At 72.9% G+C, this 26546-nt stretch carries 22 protein-coding genes and 1 tRNA gene; 16 read left to right on the forward strand and 7 right to left on the reverse strand.

Translation table 11 applies throughout. From position 1 onward, the window contains the following. Positions 1–2 precede the first annotated feature (2 nt). The 3 genes from V1J52_RS08315 (at position 3) to glmS (ending at position 3441) form a co-directional block, all read left to right on the forward strand. The gene (locus V1J52_RS08315; RefSeq protein WP_330138999.1) at positions 3–1166 is read left to right on the forward strand and encodes an acyl-CoA dehydrogenase family protein; all 1164 of its coding nucleotides are present in this window, start codon (positions 3–5) and stop codon (positions 1164–1166) included. 113 nt (positions 1167–1279) lie between these two features. Then, positions 1280–1558 (forward strand): hypothetical protein, encoded by a 279-nt coding sequence (locus tag V1J52_RS08320; RefSeq protein WP_330139000.1) that lies wholly within the window; start codon positions 1280–1282, stop codon positions 1556–1558. 56 nt (positions 1559–1614) lie between these two features. Next, positions 1615–3441 carry a glutamine--fructose-6-phosphate transaminase (isomerizing) gene (gene glmS / locus V1J52_RS08325; RefSeq protein WP_330139001.1) on the forward strand — a complete coding sequence of 609 codons (1827 nt, stop codon included), beginning with the start codon at positions 1615–1617 and terminating at the stop codon, positions 3439–3441. A gap of 73 nt (positions 3442–3514) precedes the next feature. On the opposite strand, the gene V1J52_RS08330 is transcribed toward glmS, so the two are convergent. The 4 genes from V1J52_RS08330 to V1J52_RS08345 form a co-directional block, all read right to left on the reverse strand. Next, positions 3515–3928 carry a hypothetical protein gene (locus tag V1J52_RS08330; protein ID WP_330139002.1) on the reverse strand — a complete coding sequence of 138 codons (414 nt, stop codon included), beginning with the start codon at positions 3926–3928 and terminating at the stop codon, positions 3515–3517. A 31-nt stretch (positions 3929–3959) separates the two neighbouring features. Next, positions 3960–4376: a DUF4279 domain-containing protein gene (locus V1J52_RS08335; protein ID WP_330139003.1), complete on the reverse strand. Its 417-nt coding sequence runs from the start codon at positions 4374–4376 to the stop codon at positions 3960–3962. A 20-nt stretch (positions 4377–4396) separates the two neighbouring features. Next, entirely contained in the window at positions 4397–6331 is a 1935-nt protein-coding gene (locus V1J52_RS08340) for a putative adhesin (RefSeq protein WP_330139004.1), read from the reverse strand. A gap of 457 nt (positions 6332–6788) precedes the next feature. Beyond that, positions 6789–7319 (reverse strand): universal stress protein, encoded by a 531-nt coding sequence (locus tag V1J52_RS08345; protein WP_330139005.1) that lies wholly within the window; start codon positions 7317–7319, stop codon positions 6789–6791. A gap of 355 nt (positions 7320–7674) precedes the next feature. Between V1J52_RS08345 and V1J52_RS08350 the strand changes: the two genes are divergently transcribed. The 6 genes from V1J52_RS08350 (at position 7675) to V1J52_RS08375 (ending at position 12891) form a co-directional block, all read left to right on the forward strand. Beyond that, a complete protein-coding gene (locus V1J52_RS08350; protein WP_330139006.1) occupies positions 7675–8040 on the forward strand; it encodes a hypothetical protein in 366 nt (121 codons plus the stop codon). Positions 8041–8447: 407 nt separating this feature from the next. Beyond that, positions 8448–9740 carry a GlxA family transcriptional regulator gene (locus tag V1J52_RS08355; RefSeq protein ID WP_330139007.1) on the forward strand — a complete coding sequence of 431 codons (1293 nt, stop codon included), beginning with the start codon at positions 8448–8450 and terminating at the stop codon, positions 9738–9740. 38 nt (positions 9741–9778) lie between these two features. Then, positions 9779–10390 carry an oligoribonuclease gene (gene orn / locus V1J52_RS08360; RefSeq protein ID WP_330139008.1) on the forward strand — a complete coding sequence of 204 codons (612 nt, stop codon included), beginning with the start codon at positions 9779–9781 and terminating at the stop codon, positions 10388–10390. A 192-nt stretch (positions 10391–10582) separates the two neighbouring features. Further along, positions 10583–10655 (forward strand) — tRNA-His (locus V1J52_RS08365). 176 nt (positions 10656–10831) lie between these two features. Continuing rightward, positions 10832–11989 carry an acyl-CoA dehydrogenase family protein gene (locus V1J52_RS08370; RefSeq protein WP_330139009.1) on the forward strand — a complete coding sequence of 386 codons (1158 nt, stop codon included), beginning with the start codon at positions 10832–10834 and terminating at the stop codon, positions 11987–11989. An 11-nt stretch (positions 11990–12000) separates the two neighbouring features. Further along, entirely contained in the window at positions 12001–12891 is an 891-nt protein-coding gene (locus V1J52_RS08375; protein ID WP_330139010.1) for an acyl-CoA thioesterase, read from the forward strand. 18 nt (positions 12892–12909) lie between these two features. Here V1J52_RS08375 and V1J52_RS08380 read toward each other — a convergent pair whose 3' ends face one another. Then, a complete protein-coding gene (locus tag V1J52_RS08380; protein WP_330139011.1) occupies positions 12910–13752 on the reverse strand; it encodes a phosphatase in 843 nt (280 codons plus the stop codon). Positions 13753–13866: 114 nt separating this feature from the next. Between V1J52_RS08380 and speB the strand changes: the two genes are divergently transcribed. Continuing rightward, on the forward strand, positions 13867–14859 hold the full coding sequence (speB, locus tag V1J52_RS08385; protein ID WP_330139012.1) for an agmatinase: 993 nt from the start codon (positions 13867–13869) through the stop codon (positions 14857–14859). A 681-nt stretch (positions 14860–15540) separates the two neighbouring features. Next, positions 15541–16875, forward strand: coding sequence for an NADP-specific glutamate dehydrogenase (gene gdhA, locus V1J52_RS08390; protein WP_330139013.1), 1335 nt, complete (start codon positions 15541–15543; stop codon positions 16873–16875). Between the two features lie 161 nt (positions 16876–17036). On the opposite strand, the gene V1J52_RS08395 is transcribed toward gdhA, so the two are convergent. Together V1J52_RS08395 and V1J52_RS08400 are read right to left on the reverse strand one after the other, a co-directional pair. Beyond that, positions 17037–17939 carry a Sco1979 family transcriptional regulator gene (locus V1J52_RS08395; RefSeq protein WP_330139014.1) on the reverse strand — a complete coding sequence of 301 codons (903 nt, stop codon included), beginning with the start codon at positions 17937–17939 and terminating at the stop codon, positions 17037–17039. Positions 17940–18048: 109 nt separating this feature from the next. Beyond that, positions 18049–18300, reverse strand: a complete 252-nt coding sequence (locus tag V1J52_RS08400; RefSeq protein ID WP_330139015.1) for a DUF397 domain-containing protein — start codon at positions 18298–18300, stop codon at positions 18049–18051. A gap of 209 nt (positions 18301–18509) precedes the next feature. Between V1J52_RS08400 and V1J52_RS08405 the strand changes: the two genes are divergently transcribed. From V1J52_RS08405 to V1J52_RS08425, 5 genes are all read left to right on the forward strand, one after another. Continuing rightward, complete coding sequence (locus V1J52_RS08405; RefSeq protein WP_330139016.1) at positions 18510–19184, forward strand: ATP-binding protein; 675 nt, start codon at positions 18510–18512, stop codon at positions 19182–19184. A gap of 229 nt (positions 19185–19413) precedes the next feature. Further along, positions 19414–23205 carry an ABC transporter ATP-binding protein gene (locus V1J52_RS08410; RefSeq protein WP_330139017.1) on the forward strand — a complete coding sequence of 1264 codons (3792 nt, stop codon included), beginning with the start codon at positions 19414–19416 and terminating at the stop codon, positions 23203–23205. Positions 23206–23409: 204 nt separating this feature from the next. After that, entirely contained in the window at positions 23410–24738 is a 1329-nt protein-coding gene (locus V1J52_RS08415) for an ABC transporter substrate-binding protein (protein ID WP_330139018.1), read from the forward strand. Then, the gene (locus tag V1J52_RS08420) at positions 24735–25703 is read left to right on the forward strand and encodes a carbohydrate ABC transporter permease (RefSeq protein WP_443075754.1); all 969 of its coding nucleotides are present in this window, start codon (positions 24735–24737) and stop codon (positions 25701–25703) included. The genes V1J52_RS08415 and V1J52_RS08420 overlap by 4 nt, the downstream gene beginning before the upstream one ends. Then, positions 25703–26545 carry a carbohydrate ABC transporter permease gene (locus V1J52_RS08425; RefSeq protein ID WP_330139019.1) on the forward strand — a complete coding sequence of 281 codons (843 nt, stop codon included), beginning with the start codon at positions 25703–25705 and terminating at the stop codon, positions 26543–26545. Before V1J52_RS08420 ends, V1J52_RS08425 begins: the two co-directional genes overlap by 1 nt. Position 26546: the final 1 nt, after the last annotated feature.

The raw sequence follows: 26546 nt of genomic DNA on the forward strand, positions 1-26546 counted from the left end.
TCATGTCCCTGGACCACCGCCTCACCCCCGAGCACGAGGAACTGCGCCGCACCGTCGAGGAGTTCGCGCACGACGTCGTCGCGCCGAAGATCGGCGACTACTACGAGCGCCACGCGTTCCCCTACGAGATCGTGCGCGAGATGGGCCGCATGGGCCTGTTCGGGCTGCCCTTCCCGGAGAGCTACGGCGGCATGGGCGGCGACTACCTCGCGCTGTGCCTGGCCCTGGAGGAACTGGCCCGCGTCGACTCCTCCGTCGCCATCACCCTGGAGGCCGGGGTCTCGCTCGGGGCCATGCCGATCTACCGGTTCGGCACCGAGGAGCAGAAGCGCGCGTGGCTGCCCAAGCTGTGCTCGGGCGAGACGCTGGGCGCCTTCGGGCTCACCGAGCCGGACTGCGGCTCGGACGCGGGCGGCACCCGCACGACGGCCGTGCGGGACGGCGACCACTGGGTGATCAACGGCACCAAGTGCTTCATCACCAACTCCGGCACCGACATCACCGGGCTCGTCACCGTCACCGCCGTCACCGGCCGCAAGGACGACGGATCGCCGCGGATCTCCTCGATCATCGTGCCGTCGGGCACCCCCGGCTTCACCGTGGCGGCGCCGTACTCGAAGGTGGGCTGGAACGCCTCCGACACCCGCGAGCTGTCCTTCTCCGACGTCCGCGTCCCCGTGGAGAACCTCGTGGGTGAGGAGGGCCGCGGGTACGCCCAGTTCCTGCGCATCCTGGATGAGGGCCGCATCGCCATCTCCGCGCTCGCCACCGGGCTCGCCCAGGGCTGCGTGGACGAGTCGGTGGCCTACGCCCGCGAGCGCACCGCGTTCGGCCGTCCCATCGGAGCCAACCAGGCCATCCAGTTCAAGCTGGCCGACATGGAGATGCGCGCCCACACCGCCCGCGTCGCCTGGCGGGACGCCGCCTCCCGGATGCTGGCGGGGGAGGCGTTCAAGAAGGAGGCGGCCATCGCCAAGCTGTACTCCTCGGAGATCGCCGTCACCAACGCCCGCGAGGCCACCCAGATCCACGGCGGCTACGGGTTCATGAACGAGTACCCGGTCGCCCGCATGTGGCGTGACGCGAAGATCCTGGAGATCGGTGAGGGCACCAGCGAGGTGCAGCGCATGCTCATCGCCCGCGAACTGGGCGTCCCCGCGTCCTGACCGGCACCCTGACCGGCGTCCTGCCGGGGTCCTGCCCGGCCTTTCGTGCGGGGTCCTGCCCGGAAGCGGGCAGATTTCTTGCGAAACCGGGCCCGCCCCCGCAGTATCGACGGGTGCCCGAACGCCGGACGCCGCAGTACGACGACCTCGTCGACCACCTGGTCCGCACCACCGCCCTCCAGCGCGGTGAGGCGGGCCGGGTGGTGCTCGACGTGCTCGCCTACTTCGACGAGACGGCCGAGGCGTACGTGCGCCGCCGGCACCGGGAGCTCCAGTCGCGCGGGTTGACCAACCCGGCGATCTTCGAGCGCATCCAGGCCGAGCTGCCGCACCGCGCGGTCGCGCCGCCGCAGCTCTCGCTGCGGCAGCTCCGCCGCATCGTCTACGGCTGACGCCGCAGCGCGGAAGCGGGCACACAGGGACGTCGTCGTCGAAGGAGAAGCGCCGTATGTGCGGAATCGTGGGTTACATCGGCAGGCGGGACGCCGCCCCGCTGCTGCTCGAAGGTCTCCAGCGGCTGGAGTACCGGGGCTACGACTCGGCCGGAATCGCCATCCACAGCAGCGGGACCGGCAAGAGCGCGGGGCTGAAGACGGCGAAGGCCCAGGGCCGCGTCCGCGAGCTGGAGGCCCGGCTGCCCAAGCGCTTCGCGGGCACCACCGGCATCGCGCACACCCGCTGGGCCACCCACGGCGCCCCCAGCGACGAGAACGCCCACCCGCACACGGACGTGAGCGGCACGGTGGCCGTCGTCCACAACGGCATCTTCGACAACGCGGACGACCTGCGCGCGAAACTCACCGCCGACGGCGTGCAGTTCGCCTCCGAGACCGACACCGAGGTGCTGGCCCACCTCGTCGGCCGGTCCCAGGCGGACACCCTGGAGGGCAAGGTCCGCGAGGCGCTGTCCGTCATCGAGGGCACCTACGGCATCGCCGTCCTGCACGCCGGCTTTCCCGACCGCATCGTCGTCGCCCGCAACGGCTCCCCCGTGCTGCTGGGCATCGGCGAGCACGAGATGCTGTTCGCCTCCGACGTCGCGGCGCTCGTCTCGCACACCCGCCAGGTCGTGACGCTGGACGACGGCGAGATGGCCACCCTCAAGGCCGACGACTACCGCACCTACACCACCGAGGGCTCCCGCACCCAGGCGTCCCCCGAGACGGTGGAGTGGGCCGCCGAGTCCTACGACATGGGCGGCCACGACACCTACATGCACAAGGAGATCGCCGAGCAGGCCGACGCGGTGGACCGGGTGCTGCGCGGACGCATCGAGGACCGGTTCGCCACCGTCCGCCTCGGCGGCCTCAACCTGGACGCCCGCGAGGCCCGCGCGGTGCGCCGCGTGAAGATCCTCGGCTGCGGTTCCGCCTACCACGCGGGCATGATCGGCGCCCAGCTCATCGAGGAACTGGCCCGCATCCCCGCCGACGCCGAACCGGCCAGCGAGTTCCGCTACCGCAACGCCGTGGTGGACCCCGACACCCTGTACATCGCGGTCAGCCAGTCCGGCGAGACGTACGACACCCTGGCCGCCGTGCAGGAGCTGAAGCGCAAGGGCGCCCGGGTGCTCGGCGTCGTCAACGTCGTCGGCAGCGCCATCGCCCGCGAGACCGACGGCGGCGTCTACGTCCACGCCGGGCCCGAGGTGTGCGTCGTCTCCACCAAGTGCTTCACCAACACCGCCGTCGCCTTCGCCCTGCTCGCCCTGCACCTCGGCCGCATCCGCGACCTGTCGGTGGCCGACGGCAAGCGCGTCATCGAGGGCCTGCGCAAGCTGCCCGGCCAGATCGCCGAGGTCATGGAGGGCGAGGCGCGCATCGCCGAACTCGCCGCCGACTACGCCACCGCCAAGTCGATGATGTTCGTCGGCCGGGTGCGCGGCTACCCGGTGGCCCGGGAGGCGTCCCTGAAGCTCAAGGAGGTCTCCTACATCCACGCCGAGGCGTACCCGGCCTCCGAGCTGAAGCACGGCCCCCTCGCGCTCATCGAGCCCGCCGTGCCGACCGTGGCGATCCTCCCGGACGACGACCTCCTCGACAAGAACCGCGCCACGCTGGAGGAGATCAAGGCCCGCAGCGGCCGCATCCTCGCCGTCGCGCACTCCGTCCAGGAGAAGGCCGACCACACGATCGTGGTGCCGCGCAACGAGCCCGAGCTGGACCCGATCCTCATGGGCATCCCCCTCCAGCTCCTCGCCTACCACACGGCGCTCGCGCTGGGCCGCGACATCGACAAGCCCCGCAACCTCGCCAAGTCCGTCACGGTGGAGTAACCCCAGCCCTCCCCTGACCCCTCCTCGCGTCCGGGGAGGGGCCCGGGCGGCCCGGCGGCACGCCCTTCCCCGCTCAGAGACCGAGGATCTCCGCCAGGACGTCCGGCGTCTCCTCACACCACGCCGTGAAGGCCACCTGCACGCCCAACGAGCCGAGCGCGGCCAACTGGCGGGGCGCCACGCGCAGACACGACCCGGTCTCGACCTCACCGGCGATCTCCACCCGCACGCCGTCCGCCTGGGCCACGAGGGCGGTCACGGACGCACGTTGCTGGAGGAGCCGGTCGATCAGCGCGTCGATCTCCCCGTCGAAGCTCCCCGGGCGGCCCGGCGGACCGGCCGAGAACCGGTACGTGCGCTCCTCCCCGGAACCCGGCGCGGGCTCCTCCACCACGGTGAGCGCTGCGACGACGTCCCGCATCGCCTCCGGCGGGTGCCCCCGGAAGGTCACGGAAAGCCGTACGGCGACGTTCTCCCATGTGCGCATGTGCGGTGCTCTCCTGAATCCGTGGGACCGGTCAGCGTTCGTTGGTGTTCGGGACCACTTCCAGCGCTACACCGAGAGCGGCGAGCCCGCCCACCTGCGCACCGGTGAGATGGAACCCGGCGTTGTTTCCCGCGTAGCCCTGGATGCGGAGGGAGATCCGGTGTCCTGACGCCGCCAGTTCCCGGAGCGCCCGCGCCGCGCCCGCGGTGCTCGCCAGCATCGCGTCCAGCTGTTCGGACACGGTGTCCGCCGCGTGTCCGCCCCGGCGCAGGACCCACAGGCCGTCCGTGGAACCCGGATGCCAGGCGTCCGCCCCCGGCAGCCGCGTGCTCGTCGGGGCGATGCCCAGGATGCTGGTCACGTACCCGGGATCGAGGTCCGCCTTCTGCACCACCAGCGAAACGGTGGGAATGACCCACTGGTGTGCGAACGGCTCCGCCTTGGTCACGTATGCCTGCCTCGTTCTCGCTAGAAGTGGGTCGCGGACTCGCGGCAGGCGGCCCAGTGGACCCTGCCCATGTCTGCCCGCAGAAGATCGGACAGCCTCGTGATCTCCGGTACCGTGATCGAATTCTCCATGACGCTGAACCCTCCGAACGCCGAAGCCTGGGGCGGGGCGAGGAAGTAATCCATGATGGTCTCTCCCGCGTGATACGTCTCTGTGTATCCGTGCTTCGGGTAGACACCGCTTTCGACTGCTACGCCGTTCAGGCCGGGAATGCGTTGTTCGTGGGGTACGTAGAAGGAGACCGACGTGCCCGGGGGCACGGTCATCGGCCCCGAGGTCTGGTCGAAGAAGCCGTGCCCGGCCAGCACCGTCTCGCCGTCGGGTCGGCCCCCGGCGAAAACCCGGGTGGCGTAGGCGTGGCCCTGGTCCGGTGAGTAGGAGCGGGACGAGACCTCCAGCTTCCGCTCGACCAGCGCCTGCCTGACGTCCTCATAGGCGGGGACGGGCCTGTCCGTTCCCCGGGCTGACTCGGCTGAGAGCTTGCTGCGGGGCTCCGGCGGGAGGAGGTCGTGCGGCCTCACCGAAGCCGGGTCGCTCTCGCCCGCCAATCTCGTGCTGTCGAAGGCGTTCTCTCTTGCGGGGAAACGGCCCCCGTCGGTCTCCAGACGGCCGTCCGGGGTGAGGTGGTGGTTCGGGGGGAGGCGGAGGGTGCCGTCGGGGAGGGCGACGGCGGTCTTGCCGGGCGGGAGCCCGGGCACGGGGTCGCCGGGGGAGAGGCGGGTGCCGTCCGGGAGGAGGTGGGTGCCGTCGGGGAGGGCGGTGGCCCGGACGGCGCTGTGGCCGGCGAGGCGGGCGGTGACGTCCGCCGGGGCGGGCATCTCGACCCGCCGCACCGAGCGGGCGACGAGCCCGGCGGGGTCGGCGGCGTCGGTCAGGTGCCGGGCTGCCGTGGCGGCCCGGCTCGCGGGGGCCGCCATCTTCAGGGGCGCGGTCGCTCCCTTGACGCCGACGAGGCTGAGGGCGTTGAAGAACGTCGCGCCCGAGGCGCGGGCCGGGTCTTTCTCCCACTGGTCGTAGGCCACGAACGCCTTGGCCGCCTCCTTGGCGGTCTGCTTCGCATCCGCCAGGTACGTCCGCACCTCGATCGGTGCGACCTGCACCACGACGTTGCGGGGATCGACGCCGATGGCCGCCGCGGCGGCCAGGACCTCGGCCGTCACCTGCCAGGACTGCTCGAACGCCGCATCGCCCAGGCGGCCGGTGAGGCTGAGGTAGGCCGTGAACGCCCCGCCGACGCCGTCGATGACCATGCCGTCCCACACGAAGCTCTTCGCCCAGTGGCCGAACTCGTGCCAGTGGTGCTCCTCCTCCAGGACGTCACCCCAGGGCGTCTCGGTGAGTCCGCGCATGTCCTCGACGCTGAGGCCGTACGTGCCCTCGCCGCCGGTGCCGTCGCCGGCGGTCCACCGCGCGCCTCCGACCAGGGCGGTGATCGAGTTGGCCGCCTCCCGTTCGGCCGCCCAGAACTGCGCCTGGAGGACGGAGACTGCCTGGACCAGCTCGGCGTTGCGGTCGATCGTGTCGCCGTCGAACCTCCACTCTTCGTCGTCCCGCACGGACTCCACGAAGGCGCGCGCCTCGGCCCTGAGCCGTTCGAGGGCGCGGACGAGGGGCTGGGCCCGGGCCCGGAACGCGTCGAGGATGCCGCCGACCTGCTCCAGGCGGTCCGCGAAGGCGTCGGCCCTCTCGGCGACGGGCCGGGTCGTGGCGAAGAGCTGTTCGGCCTCGGGGGCGGTGTAGAAGGCGGACAGGCCCTGGAAGCGCCCGTGCACGTCGGCGCCCGTCTCCCGGACCGCGCGGCCGTCCTTCCGTAACGCCTCGGCGTCCTCCCGGAGTTGCTCGAAGTCCCCGGTGAAGTCCGGGATGCCCGCCGGGTCGATCATCCGGGGGCTCATGCGCGGCCCCGGTACCGGCGCGCTCCGGGGGCCGGTGGGCGTGGGGCGCGGGCGGCGGGTGGTGGTGCGGCGCGGGGGTGCATGCCGTGTCCTCCCCGGGTGAGCGAGTCTGCGGCGTCGTCCGCCGGACGCGGTGCGTGGCGGTGGGGTCGCGGATTGTCTACCAGAGGGGAAGCGGATCACGCGAGGTGCCGGTGGCGTCGCCCGGCGTGGCCGCCGCACCCCCGTGGGCGGCGCGTGGCCGCGGGGCGGGGGCGGGCGAGGCGGCCCCGGTGCGTGCCACCATGCGCTCCGGGGCCGCTTCCTGCGTGCCGACGTCGCCCATTACGTCGGCGCAAGCCGCCTGACCGGGAACCGTCACTTTCCCGCGGCGGCGCGTTGTACGGCTATATGCCCGTCACAAGCGCACAATCCACTTCCTACGCGTGAGTAGGTTAGTCGGCCCGGACGCGCGGGCTCAGGGGATGACGACGACGGGGCGCTGGGCGCGGCGGGCCAGGCGCCCGGCCACGGAGCCGAAGATGCGGCCGACGATGCCGTGCGTGGAGCCGACCACGATGGCGTCGGCCTCGTACTCGCGACCGACCTCCTCCAGTTCGTGGCAGATGTCGCCGCCGCGCTCGACGAGGATCCACGGCACCTCGCCGAGGTGGTCGGCGCAGGCCAGTTCCAGGCCCAGGACCTCGGTGCGTTGGTCGGGCACGTCGACGAAGACGGGGGGCTCGCAGCCCGCCCAGACGGTGGTCGGCAACCGGTTGGCGACGTGGACGATGATCAGTCCGGAGCCGGAGCGGCGGGCCATGCCGACGCCGTAGGCGAGCGCCCGCTCGCTGGAGAGGGAGCCGTCGAAGCCGACGACCACACCGTGCCGGAAGGCCGGGTCGCAGGGGTGCCGCGACTCGGCGGCGTCCAGCGGGGCGTCCGGAAGCACCGGGAAGTCGGCGACCGGCTTGCGGTCCGCTGGTTCGGGGATCTCGTGTCCGGCCATGTGCGTCTCGGCGAAGAAGTCCTCGGGAGAGGGGCGGATGGTTGCGGGCTCAATGAAAGTCTGGGAAATGCCTTTTGTGTCCCCTGACCCCAGGGTACGGCGCGGTGCGCGCCATGCCCAGAGGGTCCGGCCCGTATCGCCCGGGCGGGTGAGGCCGAAGCATGCCGCAGCGGGCCGCCCGGCGCAACGCCGTCTCGGAGCGCGCCCCCTCGTCGGCCCCCGGCGGCGGCCCGGTCCGCCGCACCGCCTCCGCTGCTTCCGTGTGCTCCCGTGCGCCCCCGGTGCCGCAGCGCCGCGGCACCGGTCCGGCCCGCCGCGCGAGTGACCGGGGGCCGCTCCGCGCGTTGAACAGGGTATGCCCACGTCCCGTCCCACCCGTCCGTCCCTGCCGTCCCGCCCGGCGTCCCCGCCGCGCGGCCGGCGGCCGCTCCCGGGCCGCGCGGCCCTCCCCCCGCACCCGGCCGGGCAGGCGGCCGAGCTGCTGCGCTGGGCCGTGCCGGGCTGCTCGCTGGTGCTGGGCACGCTTCTGATCTGCGGCTCCTCGGCAGGCGGCGCGATCGGTACGGCCGCCGGCCTGGCCGCCGTCACGGCGGTGTGCCGGTTCCTGCTGCGCCGCGCCGAGCGCCCCGCACGCCGGGCGGACCCCGCGGCAGGCGCCGCGACCTGCCCGTCCTGCTCCAGCCCCCGCGGTGGCAGAGCCGGGCGCGCCCCCGCCGCCTGATCGAGTGGCCGGGCGGTGACCCCTGGTCTTGTGCACAGGCGTACGCTCAGGGTGTATGGGTCGCACATATGCCTCTGCGCTTTTTTCGGCCAACTTGCAAGCGGGCTACCCGCCTTGCCGGGTTCCTGCCCATCAGCCGTCTGACCTGCGCTGAAAGGACCATACGGGGGCTGTGCACCCTACGGTGGCGGGGCCGGGGAACCACAAGCACCTTCCCGGCGGCGTCGACGGATGCAACGCTTCGTGATCGAATGGTTTACGCCACGTTGTCTTGTCGACATAGCGCTGCGTGACGAAGTTGTCCCGTCAGCCCCGTGCGACGCAGTAAATTCGATCTTGGCAGAACCACGGCGGGGGAAACCGTGCAACACCGAGAGGAAAGCGACCACTGAGGGGGGCTTAGACACATGAGCCAGGACCCATCGCACGGCCCCGCGCCCGTCCGGAAACTGACCGCCCGGCGGCGTCGCGAGATCGTGGCGGTGTTGCTGTTCGGCGGCGGACCGATATTCGAGAGCTCGATCCCGCTCTCCGTCTTCGGCGTCGACCGGCAGGACGCGGGCGTACCCAGGTACCGCCTGCTGGTATGTGCGGGAGAAGAGGGCCCGCTGCGCACGACGGGCGGTCTGGAACTGACCGCCCCCTACGGCCTGGACGCCATCGCGCGGGCCGGGACGGTCGTCGTCCCCGCCTGGCGCTCCATCACCCAGCCGCCGCCGTCCGCCGCCCTGGACGCGCTGCGCCGCGCCCACCAGGAAGGCGCCCGCATCATGGGGCTGTGCACGGGCGCGTTCGTCCTCGCCGCCGCCGGGCTGCTGGACGGCCGCCCGGCCACCACGCACTGGATGTACGCGCCCACGCTGGCCAAGCGGTACCCGGCCGTCCACGTCGATCCACGCGAACTCTTCGTGGACGACGGCGACATCCTCACCTCCGCGGGCACCGCCGCGGGCATCGACCTGTGCCTGCACGTGGTGCGCACCGACCACGGGGCCGAGGCCGCCGGGGCGCTGGCGCGGCGGCTCGTCGTGCCGCCGCGGCGCGGGAACGGCGGGGGCGAGGTCGGGCAACTGCACCGGCTGGACCGCTCTTTACCCGAGGAGATCGGCACCGACCCGCTGGCCGAGGTCGTCGCCTGGGCGCTGGAGCACCTCCACGAGCAGTTCGACGTGGAGGCGCTGGCCGCCCGTGCCTACATGAGCAGGCGCACCTTCGACCGGCGGTTCCGGTCGCTGACCGGCAGCGCGCCGCTGCAGTGGCTGATCACGCAGCGGGTGCTCCAGGCGCAGCGCCTGCTGGAGACGTCCGACTACTCGGTGGACGAGGTCGCGGCGCGCTGCGGCTTCCGGTCGCCGGTGGCCCTGCGCGGCCACTTCCGGCGGCAGCTCGGGGCCTCCCCGGCGACGTACCGGGCGGCCTACCGGGCCCGTCGTCCGTCGGGCGCCGGCGGCGAGGGGATGGACGGCCAGGAGGGCGGACCACCGGGCTCCGGGGCGAGCGCCCGGGTGCCGCACGCCCGCACCGAACGCCACGAGCGCCCCGACCGGGCGGGGCGGCCCGAGCAGCGTGCGGACGCGCCGCAGGAGGTCGGGTACGCCGAGCCCGGGCTCGTCATCGCCGGGGCGGCGGAGGCCGGTGGCCGCCGCCGGGACGTCCTCGCGGCCAGACTGCCGGGCCAGCGGGGGCGGGCCGTGCCATGAGCGGCGCCTCGGTCAGTGCGCCGACGTAGGGTGCTCGCATGAACGATCGGATGGTGTGGATCGACTGCGAGATGACCGGCCTCTCCCTGACCGGCGACGCGCTCGTCGAGGTGGCGGCGCTGGTGACCGACGCGGAGCTGAACGTCCTCGGCGAGGGGGTGGACATCGTGATCCGTCCCCCTGCCGAGGCGTTGGCCGCCATGCCGGAGGTCGTGCGGGCCATGCACACCGCCTCCGGCCTGCTCGACGAGCTGGCGGACGGCACGACGCTGGCGGACGCGGAGGAGCAGGTGCTCGCCTACGTGAAGGAGCACGCCCCCGAGCCCGGCCGCGCCCCGCTGTGCGGCAACTCCATCGCCACCGACCGGGGCTTCCTGCACCGTGACATGCCACGGCTGGACGCGCACCTGCACTACCGGCTGGTGGACGTCTCCTCGGTTAAGGAGCTGGCCCGGCGCTGGTACCCGCGGGCGTACTACAACAGCCCGGAGAAGGGCGGGACGCACCGGGCGCTCGCCGACATCCGGGAGTCGATCGCGGAGCTGCGCTACTACCGCGAGGCCGTCTTCGTGCCGCCGCCGGGGCCCGACTCCGAGACGGCGAGGGCCATCGCCGCCCGGCACGTCGTCCCGGCCGGGCCCGGGAGCTGAGCGCGGCCCGTCCCCGGAGGGCGCGTGCCCGCCCGGAGTCCGTCCCCGGGGACGGACTGCGGGCGCCGTCCGCGCGCGGTCCGCGGCGTCCCCGGCGGAGGCGCAGAAGGCGGTCGTGAACCCGGTTCAGAACCCTGTACACTCGTATCCGGCCGGTGCGGAAAACCTTCGGGGAACCGCACTCCGGTCATGGTGGATGTAGCTCAGCTGGTAGAGCACCTGGTTGTGGTCCAGGATGTCGCGGGTTCAAGTCCCGTCATTCACCCTCGTCGACGAAGGCCCGGTCTGCCCCGCGCAGACCGGGCCTTCGTCGTGCCGGGGCGCCGTGCCCGGTCCGGCACCTCTGGACAGGCGCACGGGGCTCTGGGTAGCTTGCGCTGAGCAAGCGCTTAGAAAGCGGCGCCTCGCCGCTAGCCCGCCCGCAGTCCCAAGGAGGCGCTCATGCGGCGCACGGTGTTCAACAAGGACCACGAGGCGTTCCGGGAGACGATCCGGGACTTCATCGCCGCCGAGGTCGTCCCGAACTACGAGGAGTGGGAGAAGCAGGGGTACGTCCCGCGCGACTTCTACAAGCAGCTCGGCGAGCTGGGCGTCTTCGGCATCGAGGTGCCCGAGGAGTACGGCGGCGCGGGGGAGACGAGCTTCAAGTACAACGCCGTCATCACCGAGGAGTGCTCCCGTGCGGGCGTCAGCTTCGGCGGCTCCAGCGTGCACACCGGGCTGTGCCTGCCGTACCTGCTGAAGTACGGCAGCGAGGAGCAGAAGCGGCGCTGGCTGCCCGGGTTCGTCGCCGGTGAGCTGATGACGGCCATCGCCATGACCGAGCCCGGCACCGGCTCGGACCTCGCGGGCATGAAGACCACCGCCAGGCTGTCCGAGGACGGCACCCACTACGTGCTCAACGGCGCCAAGACGTTCATCACCGGCGGCGTGCAGGCCGACCGCGTCCTGGTGTGCGCCCGCACCGCACCCGCCGACCCCGGGGACCGGCGTGGCGGCATCTCGATCCTGGTCGTGGACGCGAAGAGCCCCGGCTACGAGGTCGGGCGCACGCTCGACAAGCTCGGTCTCAAGGCGTCCGACACCGCCGAGCTGTCCTTCACCGACGTCAAGGTGCCCGTCGAGGACCTGCTCGGCGAGGAGGGCAAGGGGTTCGAGTACCTCACCCACAACCTGCCGCAGGAGCGCCTCGCCATCGCCCTCGGCGCCTACGCGCAGTCCGCCGCGGCCGTGCGCTTCGCCCAGGAGTACGTCCGCGACCGCACCGTCTTCGGCAAGCCGGTGGCGGCCTTCCAGAACACCAAGTTCGTCCTCGCGGACTGCCAGAGCGACGTGGACGCCATGCAGGCCGTCTGCGACCGCGCGCTGGAGGCCCTGGACGCCGACGAGCTGACGCCGGCCGACGCCGCGTCCGCGAAGCTGTTCACGACCGAGCTGGCGGGCCGCGTCATCGACCGGTGCCTCCAGCTCCACGGCGGGTACGGCTACATGCGCGAGTACCCGATCGCCCGGCTCTACGGGGACACCCGCGTCACCCGGATCTACGGCGGCACGAGCGAAGTGATGCGTTCCATCGTCGCCAAGTCCATGGGCCTGTAAGTTCCCCCGCCATGAGCGAGGCCCTCGACTCCCTGCTCGGCCTGCTCGATCTGGAGCGGGTCGAGCGGGACATCTTCCGCGGCGCCAGCCGCCCGGCCGTCGTGCCCCGGGTCTTCGGCGGGCAGGTGGCGGCGCAGGCGCTGGTGGCCGCCGGGCGCACGGTGCCGGACGACCGTCCCGCGCACTCCCTGCACGCCTACTTCCTGCGGCCCGGCGACCCCGGCGCGCCGATCGTCTACACCGTGGACCGCATCCGCGACGGCCGGTCGTTCACCACGCGCCGCGTCGTCGCCGTCCAGCACGGGCAGCCGGTGTTCCACCTCTCGGCGTCCTTCCAGGCGTACGAGGAGGGGCTGGAGCACCAGGACCCGATGCCGCGGGCACCCGACCCGGAGACGCTGCCGAACTCCACCGACCTGCTGCCGCGCCACGCCCACCTGTTCACCGAGCCGGACGTGGCCCGGCGGCTGGCCGAGGCGCGGGCGGCCGTGGACCTGCGGTACGTCAGGGAGCCGCCGTACGCGGCGGCGGGGCGGGGCCCCGGGGAGGCGCGCTCGCAGGTGTGGTTCCGCACGCACGGCAAGCTGGACGGCGAGCGGGACCAGCCGATGCTGCACATCTGCCTGGCCACCTACGTCTCGGACATGACGCTGCTGGACTCGGTGCTGCTCGCGCACGGGCGGGGCGGCTGGACGGTCGGGGACGTGGTGGGCGCCAGCCTGGACCACGCCATGTGGTTCCACCGGCCCTTCCGCGCCGACGAGTGGCTGCTCTACGACCAGGCCAGCCCCACGTCGCAGGGCGGCCGGGGCCTGGCCAGGGGCCAGATCTACACGGCCGACGGGCGGCTGGTGGCGTCGGTGATCCAGGAGGGCGCGGTGCGGGTGCCGCGCTCGGGCTGAGCCGCCGCGCGCGGGCGGTCAGCCGGGCAGGGGAAGCCCCGCCGCGGCGAGCAGGTAGGCGGTCATCGGCTCGTAGAAGCGCGGGTTGGCGACGTGGTCGTCCAGCGGGACGGTCACCGCCACCGTGCCCTCGGCCTCGGCGACGAAGAGGGCCGGGTCGTTGCAGTCCGCGAAGCCGATGGTGTCCAGGCCGCGCTGCCCGGCACAGCCGGCCCAGCCGTGGTCGGCCATGACGAGGTCTGGCAGCGGCTCCCCGTGCCGGGGCAGGGCGTCGAGGATCTCCCGCATCGGTGCGGGGGAGTGGGTGTGCCACAGGGTCGCCCCGCGCTCGTGCATGGCCACGTCCGCGAGCTGCACGACGACGCCCTCGTCCGCGACCAGCCCGAGCGGGACGCGCACGACGGCGCAGCCCACGGCGCGCAGGGCGGCGGCGACCGACCGGTGGACGTCCAGCAGCCCGCCGGGGTGGCCGGTGGCGAACAGCACGCGCTCGCGGTCCCCCGCCGCCTTGCGCAGCCGGACGGCGGCGCGCTCCAGGGCGTCGACGGTCAGCTCGGGGTCGATGGTGTCCTGCCCGGTGCGGTGCTGCGGGTCGTCCACGACGCCCGCCCGCTCGGCCATGACGGCGAGCACGTCCTGCTCGTCGCGCCACCGCTCGCCCAGTTCCAGGCCGAACCAGTAGTGCCGGTCGCCGTTGGCGAGCGCGCGGTAGTGGGCCAGGTTGTTGTCGCGGGGGGTGGCGACGTCGCCCGCGATGCGGGTGCGGCGCAGGTGCTCGACCAGTTCGGCGCGGGTGGGGACGGCGGCTGCCGCGGAGCCGGCGGGCTCCATGGGCACGGGGGGCACGGGGGACGCAGGCATGCCCCCATTGTCGCGCGTCAGTGCGGTCGCTGGACCAAGTGTCCAAAACGCGGCACCCGCCCGCTCACATCCGTCCATGTCAGCGCCGCCGGTGGGCCACCTAGGCTCGCGCCCATGACCAGTGAGAGCAGCCCCCGCCCCGCCGACCGGCCCGTCGGACCGGTCGACTCCTCGCGCATCCCCCGTTACGCGGGTCCGGCCACCTTCGCCCGGCTGCCGCGGCTGGACGAGGTCGGCGCCGCCGACGTCGCGGTCGTCGGCGTCCCCTTCGACTCGGGCGTCTCCTACCGTCCGGGCGCCCGCTTCGGCGGCAACGCCATCCGGGAGGCGTCCCGGCTGCTGCGCCCCTACAACCCGGCCCAGGACGCCGCGCCCTTCGCGCTCGCGCAGGTCGCGGACGCCGGGGACATCGCGGTCAACCCGTTCGACATCAACGAGGCCGTGGAGACCGTCCAGGCAGCGGCGGACGGCCTCCTGGACAGCGGCGCCCGCCTGATGACGCTCGGCGGCGACCACACCATCGCGCTGCCGCTGCTGCGCTCGGTGGCCCGCAGGCACGGCCCGGTCGCCCTGCTGCACTTCGACGCGCACCTGGACACGTGGGACACCTACTTCGGTGCCGCGTACACCCACGGCACGCCGTTCCGCCGGGCGGTGGAGGAGGGCGTGCTGGACACCTCGGCCCTGTCCCACGTGGGCACCCGTGGCCCGCTGTACGGGAAGAAGGACCTGGACGACGACGCGAAGATGGGCTTCGGCATCGTCACCGCGGCCGACGTCATGCGGCGCGGCGTGGACGAGGTGACCGACCAGCTCCGGCAGCGCATCGGCGACCGGCCGCTGTACGTCTCCGTCGACATCGACGTGCTCGACCCGGCCCACGCGCCCGGCACCGGTACGCCGGAGGCCGGCGGGCTCACCTCCCGGGAGCTGCTGGAAATCCTGCGCGGGCTCTCCGGCTGCCACCTGGTCTCGGCCGACCTGGTGGAGGTGGCTCCGGCCTACGACCACGCGGAGATCACCTCGGTCGCCGCCTCGCACACCGCCTACGAGCTGACGACGATCATGTCCCGCCAGATCGCCGCCGCCCGGGAGTCCGGCGTCTAGGGGTTCGCGGGCCGCTGCTGCCGGGCGCATGTGCACCGTGCACGTGGGTCCCGTGATTTCGGCTGGGTTTCCGATCATTTTCAGCCGTGTTCGAGACGGCTCGGAAGTCCCCGTTGACACGGTGCCCTGGGCACAGCGCCCAGTGCGGCCCGTAACGTGCCTGGTGAGCTGCGGGTGACCGTCATGTTACTGACGCGTAGCCCTATCACTTCCTGCCACTTATTTAATACCCAACGTTACCGATTCTGTTCGGTCGATGTGCAACCGGTGGAGATTCTCGACAGACTCACATCGCAATCCCGCGGGATGGGGTGTCGGAAGACGCTAGGCGGCGGTGCTGGCCCTGTGGGGGGTGCTGGCTCGCCTGTGCCACCAGCGCGACGCCCCGCCGGAACGGCCCTGGAGAGAGGCCTGACTCTCCGGGGCCGTTCCCTTGTCCCCACCCGGGCCCGCCGCTCCCCACCAGGGCCCGCCGCTCCCCGGCGGAGCGCCCTCCGGGGCCGCCCCGAGGGGGCTCCGCCCGCGCCGCCGCGCCCGCGCGGCCCACGTGGCGCGCGGACGGCCGCCGCCCTCCCGCCGAGGTGGAGACGTCTCGGTGTGTGGTCCGCAACAGCTTTGCCGCACGTGCGTGCGGCATCCTACGGTCGGCCGGACATGATGCCCAGGGAAGGAATCCCCCCGATGCGCAACGAGCCGCTGTACGACGAGATCCTGCGGCGCAACCCCGGAGAGCCGGAGTTCCACCAGGCCGTGCGCGAAGTGCTGGAAACCCTGGACCCGATCCTTCAGGCGCGCCCGGAGCTGGCCGAGGCCCGCGTCGTGGAGCGGATCTGCGAGCCGGAACGCCAGATCATCTTCCGCGTCCCCTGGGTGGACGACGCGGGCCGCGTGCAGGTCAACCGCGGCTTCCGGGTGGAGTACAACAGCGCGCTCGGCCCCTACAAGGGCGGCCTGCGCTTCCACCCCTCCGTCAACCTGGGCATCGTCAAGTTCCTGGGGTTCGAGCAGATCTTCAAGAACGCGCTCACCGGGCTCGGCATCGGCGGCGGCAAGGGCGGCAGCGACTTCGACCCGCACGGCCGCTCGGACGCCGAGGTGATGCGCTTCTGCCAGTCGTTCATGACCGAGCTGCACCGCCACCTCGGCGAGCACACCGACGTGCCGGCCGGTGACATCGGCGTCGGCGGACGTGAGATCGGCTACCTGTTCGGCCAGTACCGGCGGATCACCAACCGCTGGGAGGCCGGCGTGCTGACCGGCAAGGCGCCCGGATGGGGCGGCTCCCTGGCCCGCCCGGAGGCCACCGGCTACGGGGCCGTGCTGTTCGCCGCCGAGATGCTGCGGGTGCGGGGCGAGGACCTGGACGGGCAGCAGGTCGTCGTCTCCGGCTCGGGCAACGTGGCGATCTACGCGGCGGAGAAGGCCCTCGCGCTGGGCGCCAACGTGCTCACCTGCTCGGACTCCAGCGGCTACGTGGTGGACGACAAGGGCATCGACGTCGCCCTGCTCAAGCAGGTCAAGGAGGTCGAGCGCGGCCGGGTGGCCGACTACGCCGAGCGGCGCGGCTCCTCGGCGCGCTTCGTGGCCGACGGGTCGGTGTGGGACGTGCCGGCCGACGTGGCGCTGCCCTGTGCCACCCAGAACGAGCTGGACGAGGCCGCCGCAGCCGTCCTGGTGCGCGGCGGCGTGAAGGCCGTCTCGGAGGGCGCCAACATGCCCACCACGCCCGAGGGTGTCCGCGTGCTGACCGAGGCCGGGGTCGCCTTCGGGCCGGGCAAGGCCGCCAACGCGGGCGGTGTGGCCACCAGCGCCCTGGAGATGCGGCAGAACGCCGCCCGCACGGTGTGGACCTTCGCGGAGGTCGAGGAGGCGCTGACGGACATCATGCGGGACATCCACACCACCTGCCACGAGACCGCCGAGCGCTACGGCGCCCCGGGCGACTACGTGCGCGGCGCCAACATCGCCGGGTTCGAGCGGGTGGCCGACGCGATGCTGGCGCAGGGCCTGATCTGACGGCCCCCCCCGCGTGCCGCTGCCGCGTGCGCCCGCCCGGAGACGGGCGGGCGCACGCGGGGGGCGCACGGCGCCGGGCCCGCACCCGTCACGGCTGGGCGTCACGACTGCCGGTCGCGGCTGGACGTCACAGCCTCACGGCCGCCCTCCGCGGCCGCGGGTCACAGCTCCGCGCGCAGGGTGCGCAGGAACTCCGTGGTGCGCTCGTGCGTCTCGGCGGCGGCGCACAGCCGGTCCATGACGACCATGTACGTCTCCACCTCGGGGCGCTTGTCCAGGTACAGCGCGCTGGTGAGCTGCTCCAGGTACACGATGTCGGGCAGGTCGGGCTCGTTGAACCGCAGCAGCGTCACCGGGCCGCCCGCCGCCGCGAGGCCGCCGATGCGGAACGGGGCCACCTGGAGGGTCACGTTCGGCTGCTCGGCGACGGCGAGCAGGTGGTCGATCTGGTCGCGCATGACGGCGGGGCCGCCGAGCGGCCGGCGCAGCGCGGCCTCGTCGATGACGGCCCACAGCCGCGGCGCGTGCGGCCGTCCCAGCAGCTCCTGACGGCGCATGCGCAGGCTCACCCGGCGCTCGATCTCCGCTTCGGGGGCCCGGGAGTGGCCGAGACGGGTGACGGCCCTGGCGTACTCGGCGGTCTGGAGCAGGCCGGGCACGAACTGCACCTCGTAGGTGCGGATGACCGAGGCGGCCTCCTCCAGGCCGAGCAGCGTCTCGAACCAGTTCGGCAGCACGTCGCTGTACTGGTGCCACCAGCCGGGGTTGTTGGCGTGCCGGGCGAGGGTGAGGAACTCCTCGCGCTGCGCCGGGTCGTGCACGCCGTAGAGCGTCAGCAGGTCGGCGACGTCGCGTTCCTTGTACCCGACGCGCCCCAGCTCCAGGCGGCTGATCTTGGCGTGCGACCCGCGGATCGCCTCGCCCGCGGCCTCCCGGGTGATGCCGGTGCCCTCGCGCAGGCGCCGCAGGTGGGTGCCGAGCACGATGCGCAGGACGGTCGGCCCGCCGCGGGGCTGGGCGAGTACCCGCCGGACCGCGGACTGCTCTTCGGGCTGGGCTGACATCACGCCTGCTCCTGCGTGCTCCGGGTAAGGGGACGGCCGCTCAGTGTCCCATCGAGCGGTCCGCCTGTACAGCCGCCCGTGATCCGGGCGGAGGGGGTGCGGGGGGCGTTCAGGCGCCCGTCACCAGGTCGTCGAACTCGCCGTCCTTCGCGCCCTGGATGAAGGCGGCGATCTCGGCGTCGGTGTAGATGAGGGCCGGACCGGACGGATAGCGTGAGTTGCGGACGGCGATGCCGCCGGTGGGCAGTCCGGCCAGTTCCACGCAGTTCCCGCTGGGGTTGCTGCGGCGGCTCTTGCGCCACAGGACACCGTCCAGCCGGGTCGCCGGGACGCCGTTGTCGAACTGCTCGCTTTCGGGCATACCCGCCTCTTTCGTCACTTCAGCAACACCAAGATCTTCAGAGTGCATAGTGCCTCATCGGCCACTGTGCTTGCAGCTGTACTTGCATCCGCACTTGCAGGCGTAAGTACAGATGGCCCAGGATGGGTTCCGCAAGCGTGTTCTGATGGACGTGACCGCTTGACGTGACCGCCATCCGTCGAAACGGTCTACCGGCTGCGGGGTTCGTGATGATTCATCCGGCAAGGTGGGCGGACTCCGGTGCGTCCGAACCCTTCAGCGGCCTCGCTTCCGGCCGCGCGCCCTTCTCCCTGCTGGACCGGGCCGACGGCCCGGCTCCGGCAGGCTCCCCGGCCCAGCCGGCGTCCCCGTCCCTGTCGGCGTCCCCGGCCCCGCGCGGCCCTGCGGGGCCGCTGCCCGGCGGTGCCGCCTTCGCAGCCTGGACGCTCGACAGCGGTCCCCGCTCGCCGGGCGCGGCCCGCGGCCACGCCGGTGCCGCGCTGCGCGGCTGGGGCCTCGCGGAGCTGGTCGACGACGTCGCCATATCCGTCTCCGAGATGGTCACCAACGCGCTGTGCCACAGCGCGGAGCCCTGGGACCCGCCGCACGCGCGGCCCGTGATGCTGAGCCTCCTGCGGCACGGCGGGACGGTGCTGTGCGCCGTGCTCGACGCGGGCCGCAGCGCGCCCGCCGTGCGTTCCGCGGACGAGCTGGCCGAGTCGGGGCGCGGGCTCCAGATCGTGGACTGCCTCGCGGAGGCGTGGGGCTGGACGGCGCCGGGCCCGGCCGGCAAGGCCGTCTGGGCCCGCTTCTCCGTCGCCGGTTCCTCCGGCGGGGAGCACGCCGAGGCGCTCGCCCGTCTCCTGCTCCTGTCGGAGATCCTCGGCACCGGCCGCCCCGCCTGAACCGGGCCGGCGCCTGAACCGGGCGGACGCCTGGCCCGAACCGGCGCCTGGGCCCGCAGCCGGACTCCGGCCCGTGCCCGGGCCCCCGGCCCCACGAGCCGCCCGGCACGCGGAACAAGCGGTTCCGCATGCCGTCGGCCGACCCGCGGGCCGGGCGGGAAGAGATCGCGGACGCGCGGTGTTGGGCCTTGTCGGCAGCAGGTGCGGCGACGGGAAGGCGGAGCACGGCGTGACGGGGACGGAGACGGGGCAAGGGGACGGGGAGCGGCAGGCGGGGTGGGCCCGGCGGCTGACGGCCCACTGCTGGCGCTACCGGCGGAACGTACTGCTCGCACTGGGGGCCTCGCTCGGCGGCATGGGCGTCATGGCGCTCGTCCCGCTGATCACCAAGGCCGTCATCGACGACATCACGGCGGGTGAGCGCGGCAGCCTGCCGCTGTGGATCGGGCTGCTCATCGGAGCGGCCGTCGTCGTCTACGCGTTCACCTACGTCCGCCGCTACTACGGCGGCAGGCTGGCCCTGGACGTCCAGCACGACCTGCGCACCGACATGTACCGGGCCCTCGTGCGCCTGGACGGGCGCAGCCAGGACGAGCTGTCCACCGGACAGGTCGTCGGGCGGGGCACGAGCGACCTCCAGCTCGTGCAGAGCCTGCTGTTCATGGTGCCGATGATGATCGGCAACGTGCTGCTGTTCGTCGTCGCGCTGGTCGTCATGGTGATCCTCTCGCCGCTGCTGACGCTCGTCTCGCTCGCCGTCTTCCCGCTGCTGTGGTGGATCGCCTCGCTCAGCCGCACCCGCCTCTTCCCCGCCACCTGGTACGCCCAGCAGCAGGCCGGTGCGGTGGCCTCCGTGGTGGACGGCGCGATCACCGGTGTCCGCGTCGTCAAGGGCTTCGGGCAGGAAGGCCAGGAGACGGACAAGCTGCGCACGGTCAGCCGCGTCCTGTACGCGGCCCGGCTGCGGACGGTGAAGCTGAACGCCCGCTACACCCCGGCGCTCCAGGCCGTCCCGTCGTTCGGCCAGGTCGCCATGCTGGCGCTCGGCGGCTGGATGGCGGTGCGCGGCCAGATCACCCTGGGCACGTTCGTCGCCTTCTCCACCTACCTCGCCCAGCTCGTCGGCCCGGTGCGCATGCTCGCCGCCATGCTCACCATCGGGCAGCAGGCCAGGGCGGGCGTCGAGCGCGTCCACGAGCTGATCGACACCGAGCCGCAGATGTCCGAGCGGGCGGACGCCCACGCACTGCCGTCCGACGCCCCGGCGTCCGTCGAGTTCGAGGACGTGACGTTCGGGTACGACACCGCGCGCCCCGTCCTGGACGGCGTGAGCCTCGGCATCAGCCCCGGCGAGACGCTGGCCGTGGTCGGCACCAGCGGCAGCGGCAAGTCCACCGTCTCCATGCTGCTGCCCCGCTACTACGACGTCACCGGCGGCGCCGTGCGCGTCGGCGGCCACGACGTGCGGGACCTCACCCTGGCCTCCCTGCGCTCGGCCATCGGCCTCGTCCCGGAAAACAGCTTCCTGTTCTCCGCGTCCCTCCGGGAGAACATCGCCTTCGGCGCGCCCGACGCCGACGACGAGCAGGTCCGCGCCGCCGCCCGCGCCGCCCAGGCCGACGGGTTCATCTCCGAGCTGCCCGACGGCTACGACACGGTCGTCGGCGAGCAGGGCCTGACCCTCTCCGGCGGGCAGCGGCAGCGCATCGCCCTGGCCCGCGCCATCCTCACCGACCCGCGGCTGCTCATCCTGGACGACGCGACCTCGGCCGTGGACGCCCGCGTCGAGCACGAGATCCACGCGGCGCTGCGCGGCGTCATGCGCGGCCGCACCACGCTGCTCATCGCCCACCGCCAGTCCACGCTCGCCCTCGCCGACCGCATCGCCGTGCTGGACCGCGGCCGGCTGGTGGACGTCGGCACGCACGAGGAACTGACCGGGCGCTGCGCCCTGTACCGCCGCCTGCTCACCGACCCCGACGAACTGGGCGACGTCCAGCGGGACCCGGCCGGGCAGGCCGCCCGCGACGAGCACGCCACCGTGGACGGCGTCACCCCGGGCCTGTGGGTGCGCGAGGGCGGCACCGACGCGTCCGGCAGCGCGGCGGACACCGGGGCCATGGTGGCCGCGCAGAGCGGCAGGCCCGGGGCCTGGGGCGCCGAGCTGGCCGCCGCCCCCGGCAGCCCCGACCTGCTGGCCAAGGTCGCCGCGCTGCCGCCCGCCACCGACCAGCCGGAGGTGGACGAGGCCCAGGCCGAGCGGCACGAGCGCGCCTACGGGCTGCGCCGCCTGCTGCGCGGCTTCGGCCGCCCGCTGGCCGTCGCGCTGGCCTTCGTCGCGCTGGACGCGGCGGCGATGCTGGCGCTGCCCGTCCTGATCCGGCACGGCATCGACGAGGGGGTGAGCCAGGCGGCGCTCACCGCGGTGTGGACGGCCGCCGTCCTGGCCCTGCTCGTCGTCGGCGTGCAGTGGGCCGCCCAGTGGGCCGCCATGCGGTTCACCGGGCGCACCGGTGAACGCGTCCTGTACGCCCTGCGGGTGAAGATCTTCGCCCAGCTCCAGCGGCTGGGGCTCGACTACTACGAGCGGCACCTCACCGGCGCCGTCATGACGCGCATGACGACGGACGTGGACGCGCTGTCCAGCTTCCTCCAGACGGGCCTGGTCACCGCCGCCGTCTCGCTGCTGACGTTCCTCGGCATCCTGGTCGCGCTGCTCGCCCTCGACGTGCAGCTCGCCCTCGTCGTCTTCGCCGCGCTGCCCCCGCTGGTACTGGGCACCGTCTTCTTCCGGCGGCAGAGCGTGCGCGCCTACGAGCTGGCCAGGGAGCGGGTCAGCGTCGTCAACGCCGACCTCCAGGAGTCCGTGGCCGGGCTGCGCATGGTGCAGGCGTACCGCCGTGAGGAGACGGGCGCCGACCGCTTCGCCGAGCGCAGCGACGGCTACCGCAGGGCCCGGGTGCGCGGCCAGTGGCTGGTGTCCGTCTACTTCCCGTTCGTGCAGCTGCTCGCCGCGCTGGCGACGGCGGCCGTGCTCGTCGTGGGCGCCGACCGGGTGGCGGCGGGCACGCTCACCGCCGGAGCGCTGGTGGCCTACCTGCTCTACATCGAGCTGTTCTTCGCCCCCGTCCAGCAGCTCTCGCAGGTCTTCGACGGCTACCAGCAGGCGGTCGTCTCGCTCGGCCGCATCCAGGAGCTGCTGCACGAGGAGACGACGACCCCGGCCGCGGCCGACCCGCGGCCCGCGCCCCGCCCGAAGGGCGAGATCACCTTCCGGGACGTGAGCTTCCACTACCGTGCCGCCGACGGCACGCCCCTCGCGGAGGCCGCGCTCGACGGGGTGAGCCTGACCATCCCGGCCGGGCAGACGGTCGCGTTCGTCGGTGAGACGGGCGCGGGCAAGTCCACCCTCGTCAAGCTGGTCGCCCGCTTCTACGACCCGGCCTCGGGCGCCGTCGAGGTGGACGGCACCGACGTGCGGGAGCTGGATCTCACCGCCTACCGCCGCCATCTCGGCGTCGTGCCGCAGGAGCCCTACCTGTTCCCGGGGACGGTCCGCGACGCCATCGCCTACGGGCGGCCCGGCGCGAGTGACGCGGAGGTGGAGGCCGCCGCCCGCGCGGTGGGCGCGCACGACATGGTGGCCTCCCTGTCCGGCGGCTACCTGCACGCGGTGGACGAGCGGGGCCGCAACCTGTCGGCCGGACAGCGCCAGCTCATAGCCCTGGCCCGCGCCCAGCTCGTGGACCCGGCGGTGCTGCTGCTGGACGAGGCGACGGCAGCGCTGGACCTGGCCACCGAGGCGATGGTCAACCGGGCCACCGACGCCCTCGCCGGGCGGCGCACGACCCTCGTCGTCGCCCACCGGCTCACCACCGCCGCCCGCGCCGACCGGGTGATCGTCCTCGACCACGGCCGGGTCGTCGAGGACGGCACCCACGCGGAGCTGCTGGCCGCCGACGGCCGGTACGCGCGGCTGTGGCGCACCTTCACGGGCGCGGCGGCTCCCGCCCCCGCCTGAGCCCGGCCCGTCCCCGCCGCACGGCCCCCGCCTCCTGCGGGCGGGGGCCGTGACCCCCCGTCACCCGTGCGGCGTAAACGCGGGCCTGTCGCCGGGTGTGGACGGCTTGACGCGTGGCACAAACAGTTCCAATGTGCTGCGCATCCGCCGGCACGCCATGCGGTTGCCATCCCCAAAACGGGGCGGCGCGGGCAAGGAGGCTCGATGGGGAAAGCGTGGGCGAGGACGAGAGCTGGGCGGCCACCGCGCCGCACGGCCGCGGCGGCGGGGGCGTCGCTGCTGGCCGTGGGGCTGCTGGCGGGCTGCGGCGGCGACGGCGGCGGCACCGTGGTCAACCTGTACATCTCACCGGAGGAGAGCCTTCCGCAGGTCGTCTCCCAGTGCAACGAACAGGCCGACGGGCGCTACCGCATCGTCTACCACCGGCTGCCGCGCGACGCGGACGGGCAGCGCGAGCAGATGGTGCGCCGGCTGGCCGCCGAGGACAGCGGGCTGGACGTGCTCGGGCTGGACGTCACCTGGATCCCGGAGTTCGCCGAGGCCGGCTGGATCGAGGAGTGGACCGGCGAGAACCGTGAGCGGGCCACCGAGGACGTCCTGCCGGGGCCGCTGCGGACGGCGGTCTGGGAGGAGAAGGTCTACGGGGCTCCGAAGAACACGAACGTCCAGCTCCTGTGGTACGACGAGCGCGTCACGCCCCGCCCGCCGCGCACCTGGGACGAGATGCTGCGCACGGCCCGGCGGCTGAAGGAGGAGGGCGAGCCGTACCGCATCCTGTTCACCGGGGCCCAGTACGAGGGCCTGGTGGTGTTCTTCAACAGCCTGGTGGCCTCGGCGGGCGGTCAGCTCCTGTCCGAGGACGGCAAGCGGGCCGTCGTGGACGAGGGCGTGGTGGAGGCGCTGCGGCTCCTCAAGGAGATGACCAGCGCGGGCCTGACCCCGCCCTCGCTGTCCAACATGCAGGAGGACGAGGTCCGGCTCGCCTTCCAGGGCGGGCAGGGCGCTTTCGAGTTCAACTGGCCCTTCGTCTACGCCTCCTACGCGCAGGAAAAGCCGCAGGAGCTGGAGCACTTCAAGTGGGCCCGCTACCCGTCCTTCGCGGCGGGGGAGGAGAGCCGGGCCACCGTCGGCGGCTACAACCTCGCCGTCAGCAGCCACTCGCGGAACAAGCCGGAGGCGTTCGAGGCGGCGCTGTGCCTGCGCAGCGCGGAGAGCCAGAAGTACCAGGCACTGCGCTCGGGGCTGCCGCCGAGCATCGGGACCGTCTACGACGACGAGACGCCGCTCGACCCCGGCAAGCCGGCCGACCCCGTGGAGAACCCCTCGATGGCGACCGAGTACCCGCCCAAGGAGACCATCCGCGCCGCGCTGGAGGACGCCGCCGTGCGACCGCTCACCCCGGTGTACCAGAACCTGTCCACGGTCACGGCCAAGATCCTGTCGCCGCCGTCCGCGATCGACCCGGAGCGGACGGCCGACGAGCTGCGCGACGAGCTGGACGCGGCGCTGAAGTCCCAGGGGGTGCTGCCGTGAGCACGGTTTCCGCGAAGGCGGACGGACCGGCGCCCGGGACGGGCGGCCCGGGGACGGCGGGCGGGAAGCGCCGCGCCGGGGCCAGCGAGGGGAAGAGGGCCGAACGGCGGCTGGGCTGGCTGCTGTGCGCGCCCGCCGCGCTGGTGATGCTCGCCGTCACCGGCTGGCCGATCGTCTACTCGGTGTGGCTCTCGCTCCACCGCTTCGACCTGCGCTTCCCGGGCGAGCGGGAGTTCGTCGGACTGGACAACTACGCGGTCGTCCTCACCAACGAGTACTGGTGGACGGCGTTCGGTGTGACGACGCTCATCACCGTCGTCTCCGTGGCGCTGGAACTCGTCCTCGGCATGGCGCTCGCCCTCGTCATGCACCGCACGCTGCTGGCGCGCGGCCTGGTGCGGACGGTGACGCTGATCCCGTACGGCATCGTCACCGTCGTCGCCGCGTTCTCCTGGTACTACGCCTGGACGCCGGGCACCGGCTACCTGGCCGAGACCGTGACGCCCGGGGCGGCGCCGCTGACGGAGCGGGCCGCGTCCATCGGCATCATCATCCTCGCCGAGGTGTGGAAGACGACCCCGTTCATGGCGCTGCTGCTCATGGCCGGGCTCGCCCTCGTCCCCGACGACCTGCTGCGCGCGGCGGCGATGGACGGGGCGGGCGGCTGGCAGCGGTTCGTGAAGGTGACCGTCCCGGTGATGAAGCCGGCGATCCTGGTGGCGCTGCTGTTCCGCACCCTCGACGCGTTCCGGGTCTTCGACAACATCTTCGTGCTGACGTCGGGCGCCAACGACACGTCCTCGGTGTCGATGATCACGTACAACAACCTCATCCGGGGCCTCAACCTCGGCATCGGGTCCACGATGTCGGTGCTGATCTTCGTGGCGGTCGCCCTCATCGCGTTCGCCTTCGTGAAGCTGTTCGGTGCCGCCGCCCCGGGCGGCGACGCGGGAGGGAAGCGCTGATGGCCATCTCGACGCAGCCGTTGTCCCGGCGCAAACCGGCCTGGGCGTTCGTCAACACCGTGGTGGTGATCTACGCGCTGACGCCGGTGCTGTGGATCGCCTCCCTGTCCTTCAAGACGAAGGAGACCGTCACCGACGGCAACTTCATCCCGCGCGAGTGGACGCTCGGCAACTACGCCGACATCTTCGCCACCGACACGTTCCTGCGGGCGCTGGTCAACTCCATCGGCATCGCGCTCATCGCGACGTTCATCGCCGTGGTGCTCGCCACGATGGCCGCCTACGCCGTCGCCCGGCTCGACTTCCCCGGCAAGCGGGCGCTGATCGGGGTGTCGCTGCTCATCGCCATGTTCCCGCAGATCTCGCTGGTGACGCCGCTGTTCAACATCGAGCGGGAACTCGGCCTGTTCGACACCTGGCCGGGGCTGATCCTGCCGTACATCACCTTCGCGCTGCCCCTGGCCATCTACACCCTCTCGGCGTTCTTCCGGGAGATCCCGTGGGAGCTGGAGAAGGCCGCCAAGATGGACGGCGCGACGCCCGCGCAGGCGTTCCGCCGGGTGATCGCGCCGCTGGCCGCGCCCGGGGTGTTCACCAGCGCGATCCTCGTCTTCATCTTCTGCTGGAACGACTTCCTGTTCGCGATCTCGCTGACGTCCTCCGAGGCGTCGCGCACGGTCCCGGCCGCGCTGTCGTTCTTCACCGGCTCCTCCCAGTTCGAGGACCCTACCGGCACGATCTCGGCGGCAGCCGTGGTGATCACCGTTCCGATCATCCTGTTCGTGCTCTTCTTCCAGCGCCGCATCGTCGCCGGTCTGACGTCCGGCGCAGTGAAGGGGTGAC

Source organism: Streptomyces solitudinis, assembly GCF_036323765.1.
GTDB lineage: Bacteria > Actinomycetota > Actinomycetes > Streptomycetales > Streptomycetaceae > Streptomyces.

Bases quoted from the DNA above. Each gene is read 5' to 3' on its own strand.
- V1J52_RS08315 (WP_330138999.1), top strand. From the start codon at position 3: ATGTCCCTGGACCACCGCCTCACCCCCGAGCACGAGGAACTGCGCCGC.
- glmS (WP_330139001.1), top strand. From the start codon at position 1,615: ATGTGCGGAATCGTGGGTTACATCGGCAGGCGGGACGCCGCCCCGCTG.
- V1J52_RS08330 (WP_330139002.1), bottom strand. From the start codon at position 3,928: ATGCGCACATGGGAGAACGTCGCCGTACGGCTTTCCGTGACCTTCCGG.
- V1J52_RS08340 (WP_330139004.1), bottom strand. From the start codon at position 6,331: ATGAGCCCCCGGATGATCGACCCGGCGGGCATCCCGGACTTCACCGGG.
- V1J52_RS08345 (WP_330139005.1), bottom strand. From the start codon at position 7,319: ATGGCCGGACACGAGATCCCCGAACCAGCGGACCGCAAGCCGGTCGCC.
- V1J52_RS08350 (WP_330139006.1), top strand. From the start codon at position 7,675: ATGCCCACGTCCCGTCCCACCCGTCCGTCCCTGCCGTCCCGCCCGGCG.
- V1J52_RS08355 (WP_330139007.1), top strand. From the start codon at position 8,448: ATGAGCCAGGACCCATCGCACGGCCCCGCGCCCGTCCGGAAACTGACC.
- orn (WP_330139008.1), top strand. From the start codon at position 9,779: ATGAACGATCGGATGGTGTGGATCGACTGCGAGATGACCGGCCTCTCC.
- V1J52_RS08370 (WP_330139009.1), top strand. From the start codon at position 10,832: ATGCGGCGCACGGTGTTCAACAAGGACCACGAGGCGTTCCGGGAGACG.
- V1J52_RS08375 (WP_330139010.1), top strand. From the start codon at position 12,001: ATGAGCGAGGCCCTCGACTCCCTGCTCGGCCTGCTCGATCTGGAGCGG.
- V1J52_RS08380 (WP_330139011.1), bottom strand. From the start codon at position 13,752: ATGCCTGCGTCCCCCGTGCCCCCCGTGCCCATGGAGCCCGCCGGCTCC.
- speB (WP_330139012.1), top strand. From the start codon at position 13,867: ATGACCAGTGAGAGCAGCCCCCGCCCCGCCGACCGGCCCGTCGGACCG.
- gdhA (WP_330139013.1), top strand. From the start codon at position 15,541: ATGCGCAACGAGCCGCTGTACGACGAGATCCTGCGGCGCAACCCCGGA.
- V1J52_RS08395 (WP_330139014.1), bottom strand. From the start codon at position 17,939: ATGTCAGCCCAGCCCGAAGAGCAGTCCGCGGTCCGGCGGGTACTCGCC.
- V1J52_RS08400 (WP_330139015.1), bottom strand. From the start codon at position 18,300: ATGCCCGAAAGCGAGCAGTTCGACAACGGCGTCCCGGCGACCCGGCTG.
- V1J52_RS08405 (WP_330139016.1), top strand. From the start codon at position 18,510: ATGATTCATCCGGCAAGGTGGGCGGACTCCGGTGCGTCCGAACCCTTC.
- V1J52_RS08415 (WP_330139018.1), top strand. From the start codon at position 23,410: ATGGGGAAAGCGTGGGCGAGGACGAGAGCTGGGCGGCCACCGCGCCGC.
- V1J52_RS08425 (WP_330139019.1), top strand. From the start codon at position 25,703: ATGGCCATCTCGACGCAGCCGTTGTCCCGGCGCAAACCGGCCTGGGCG.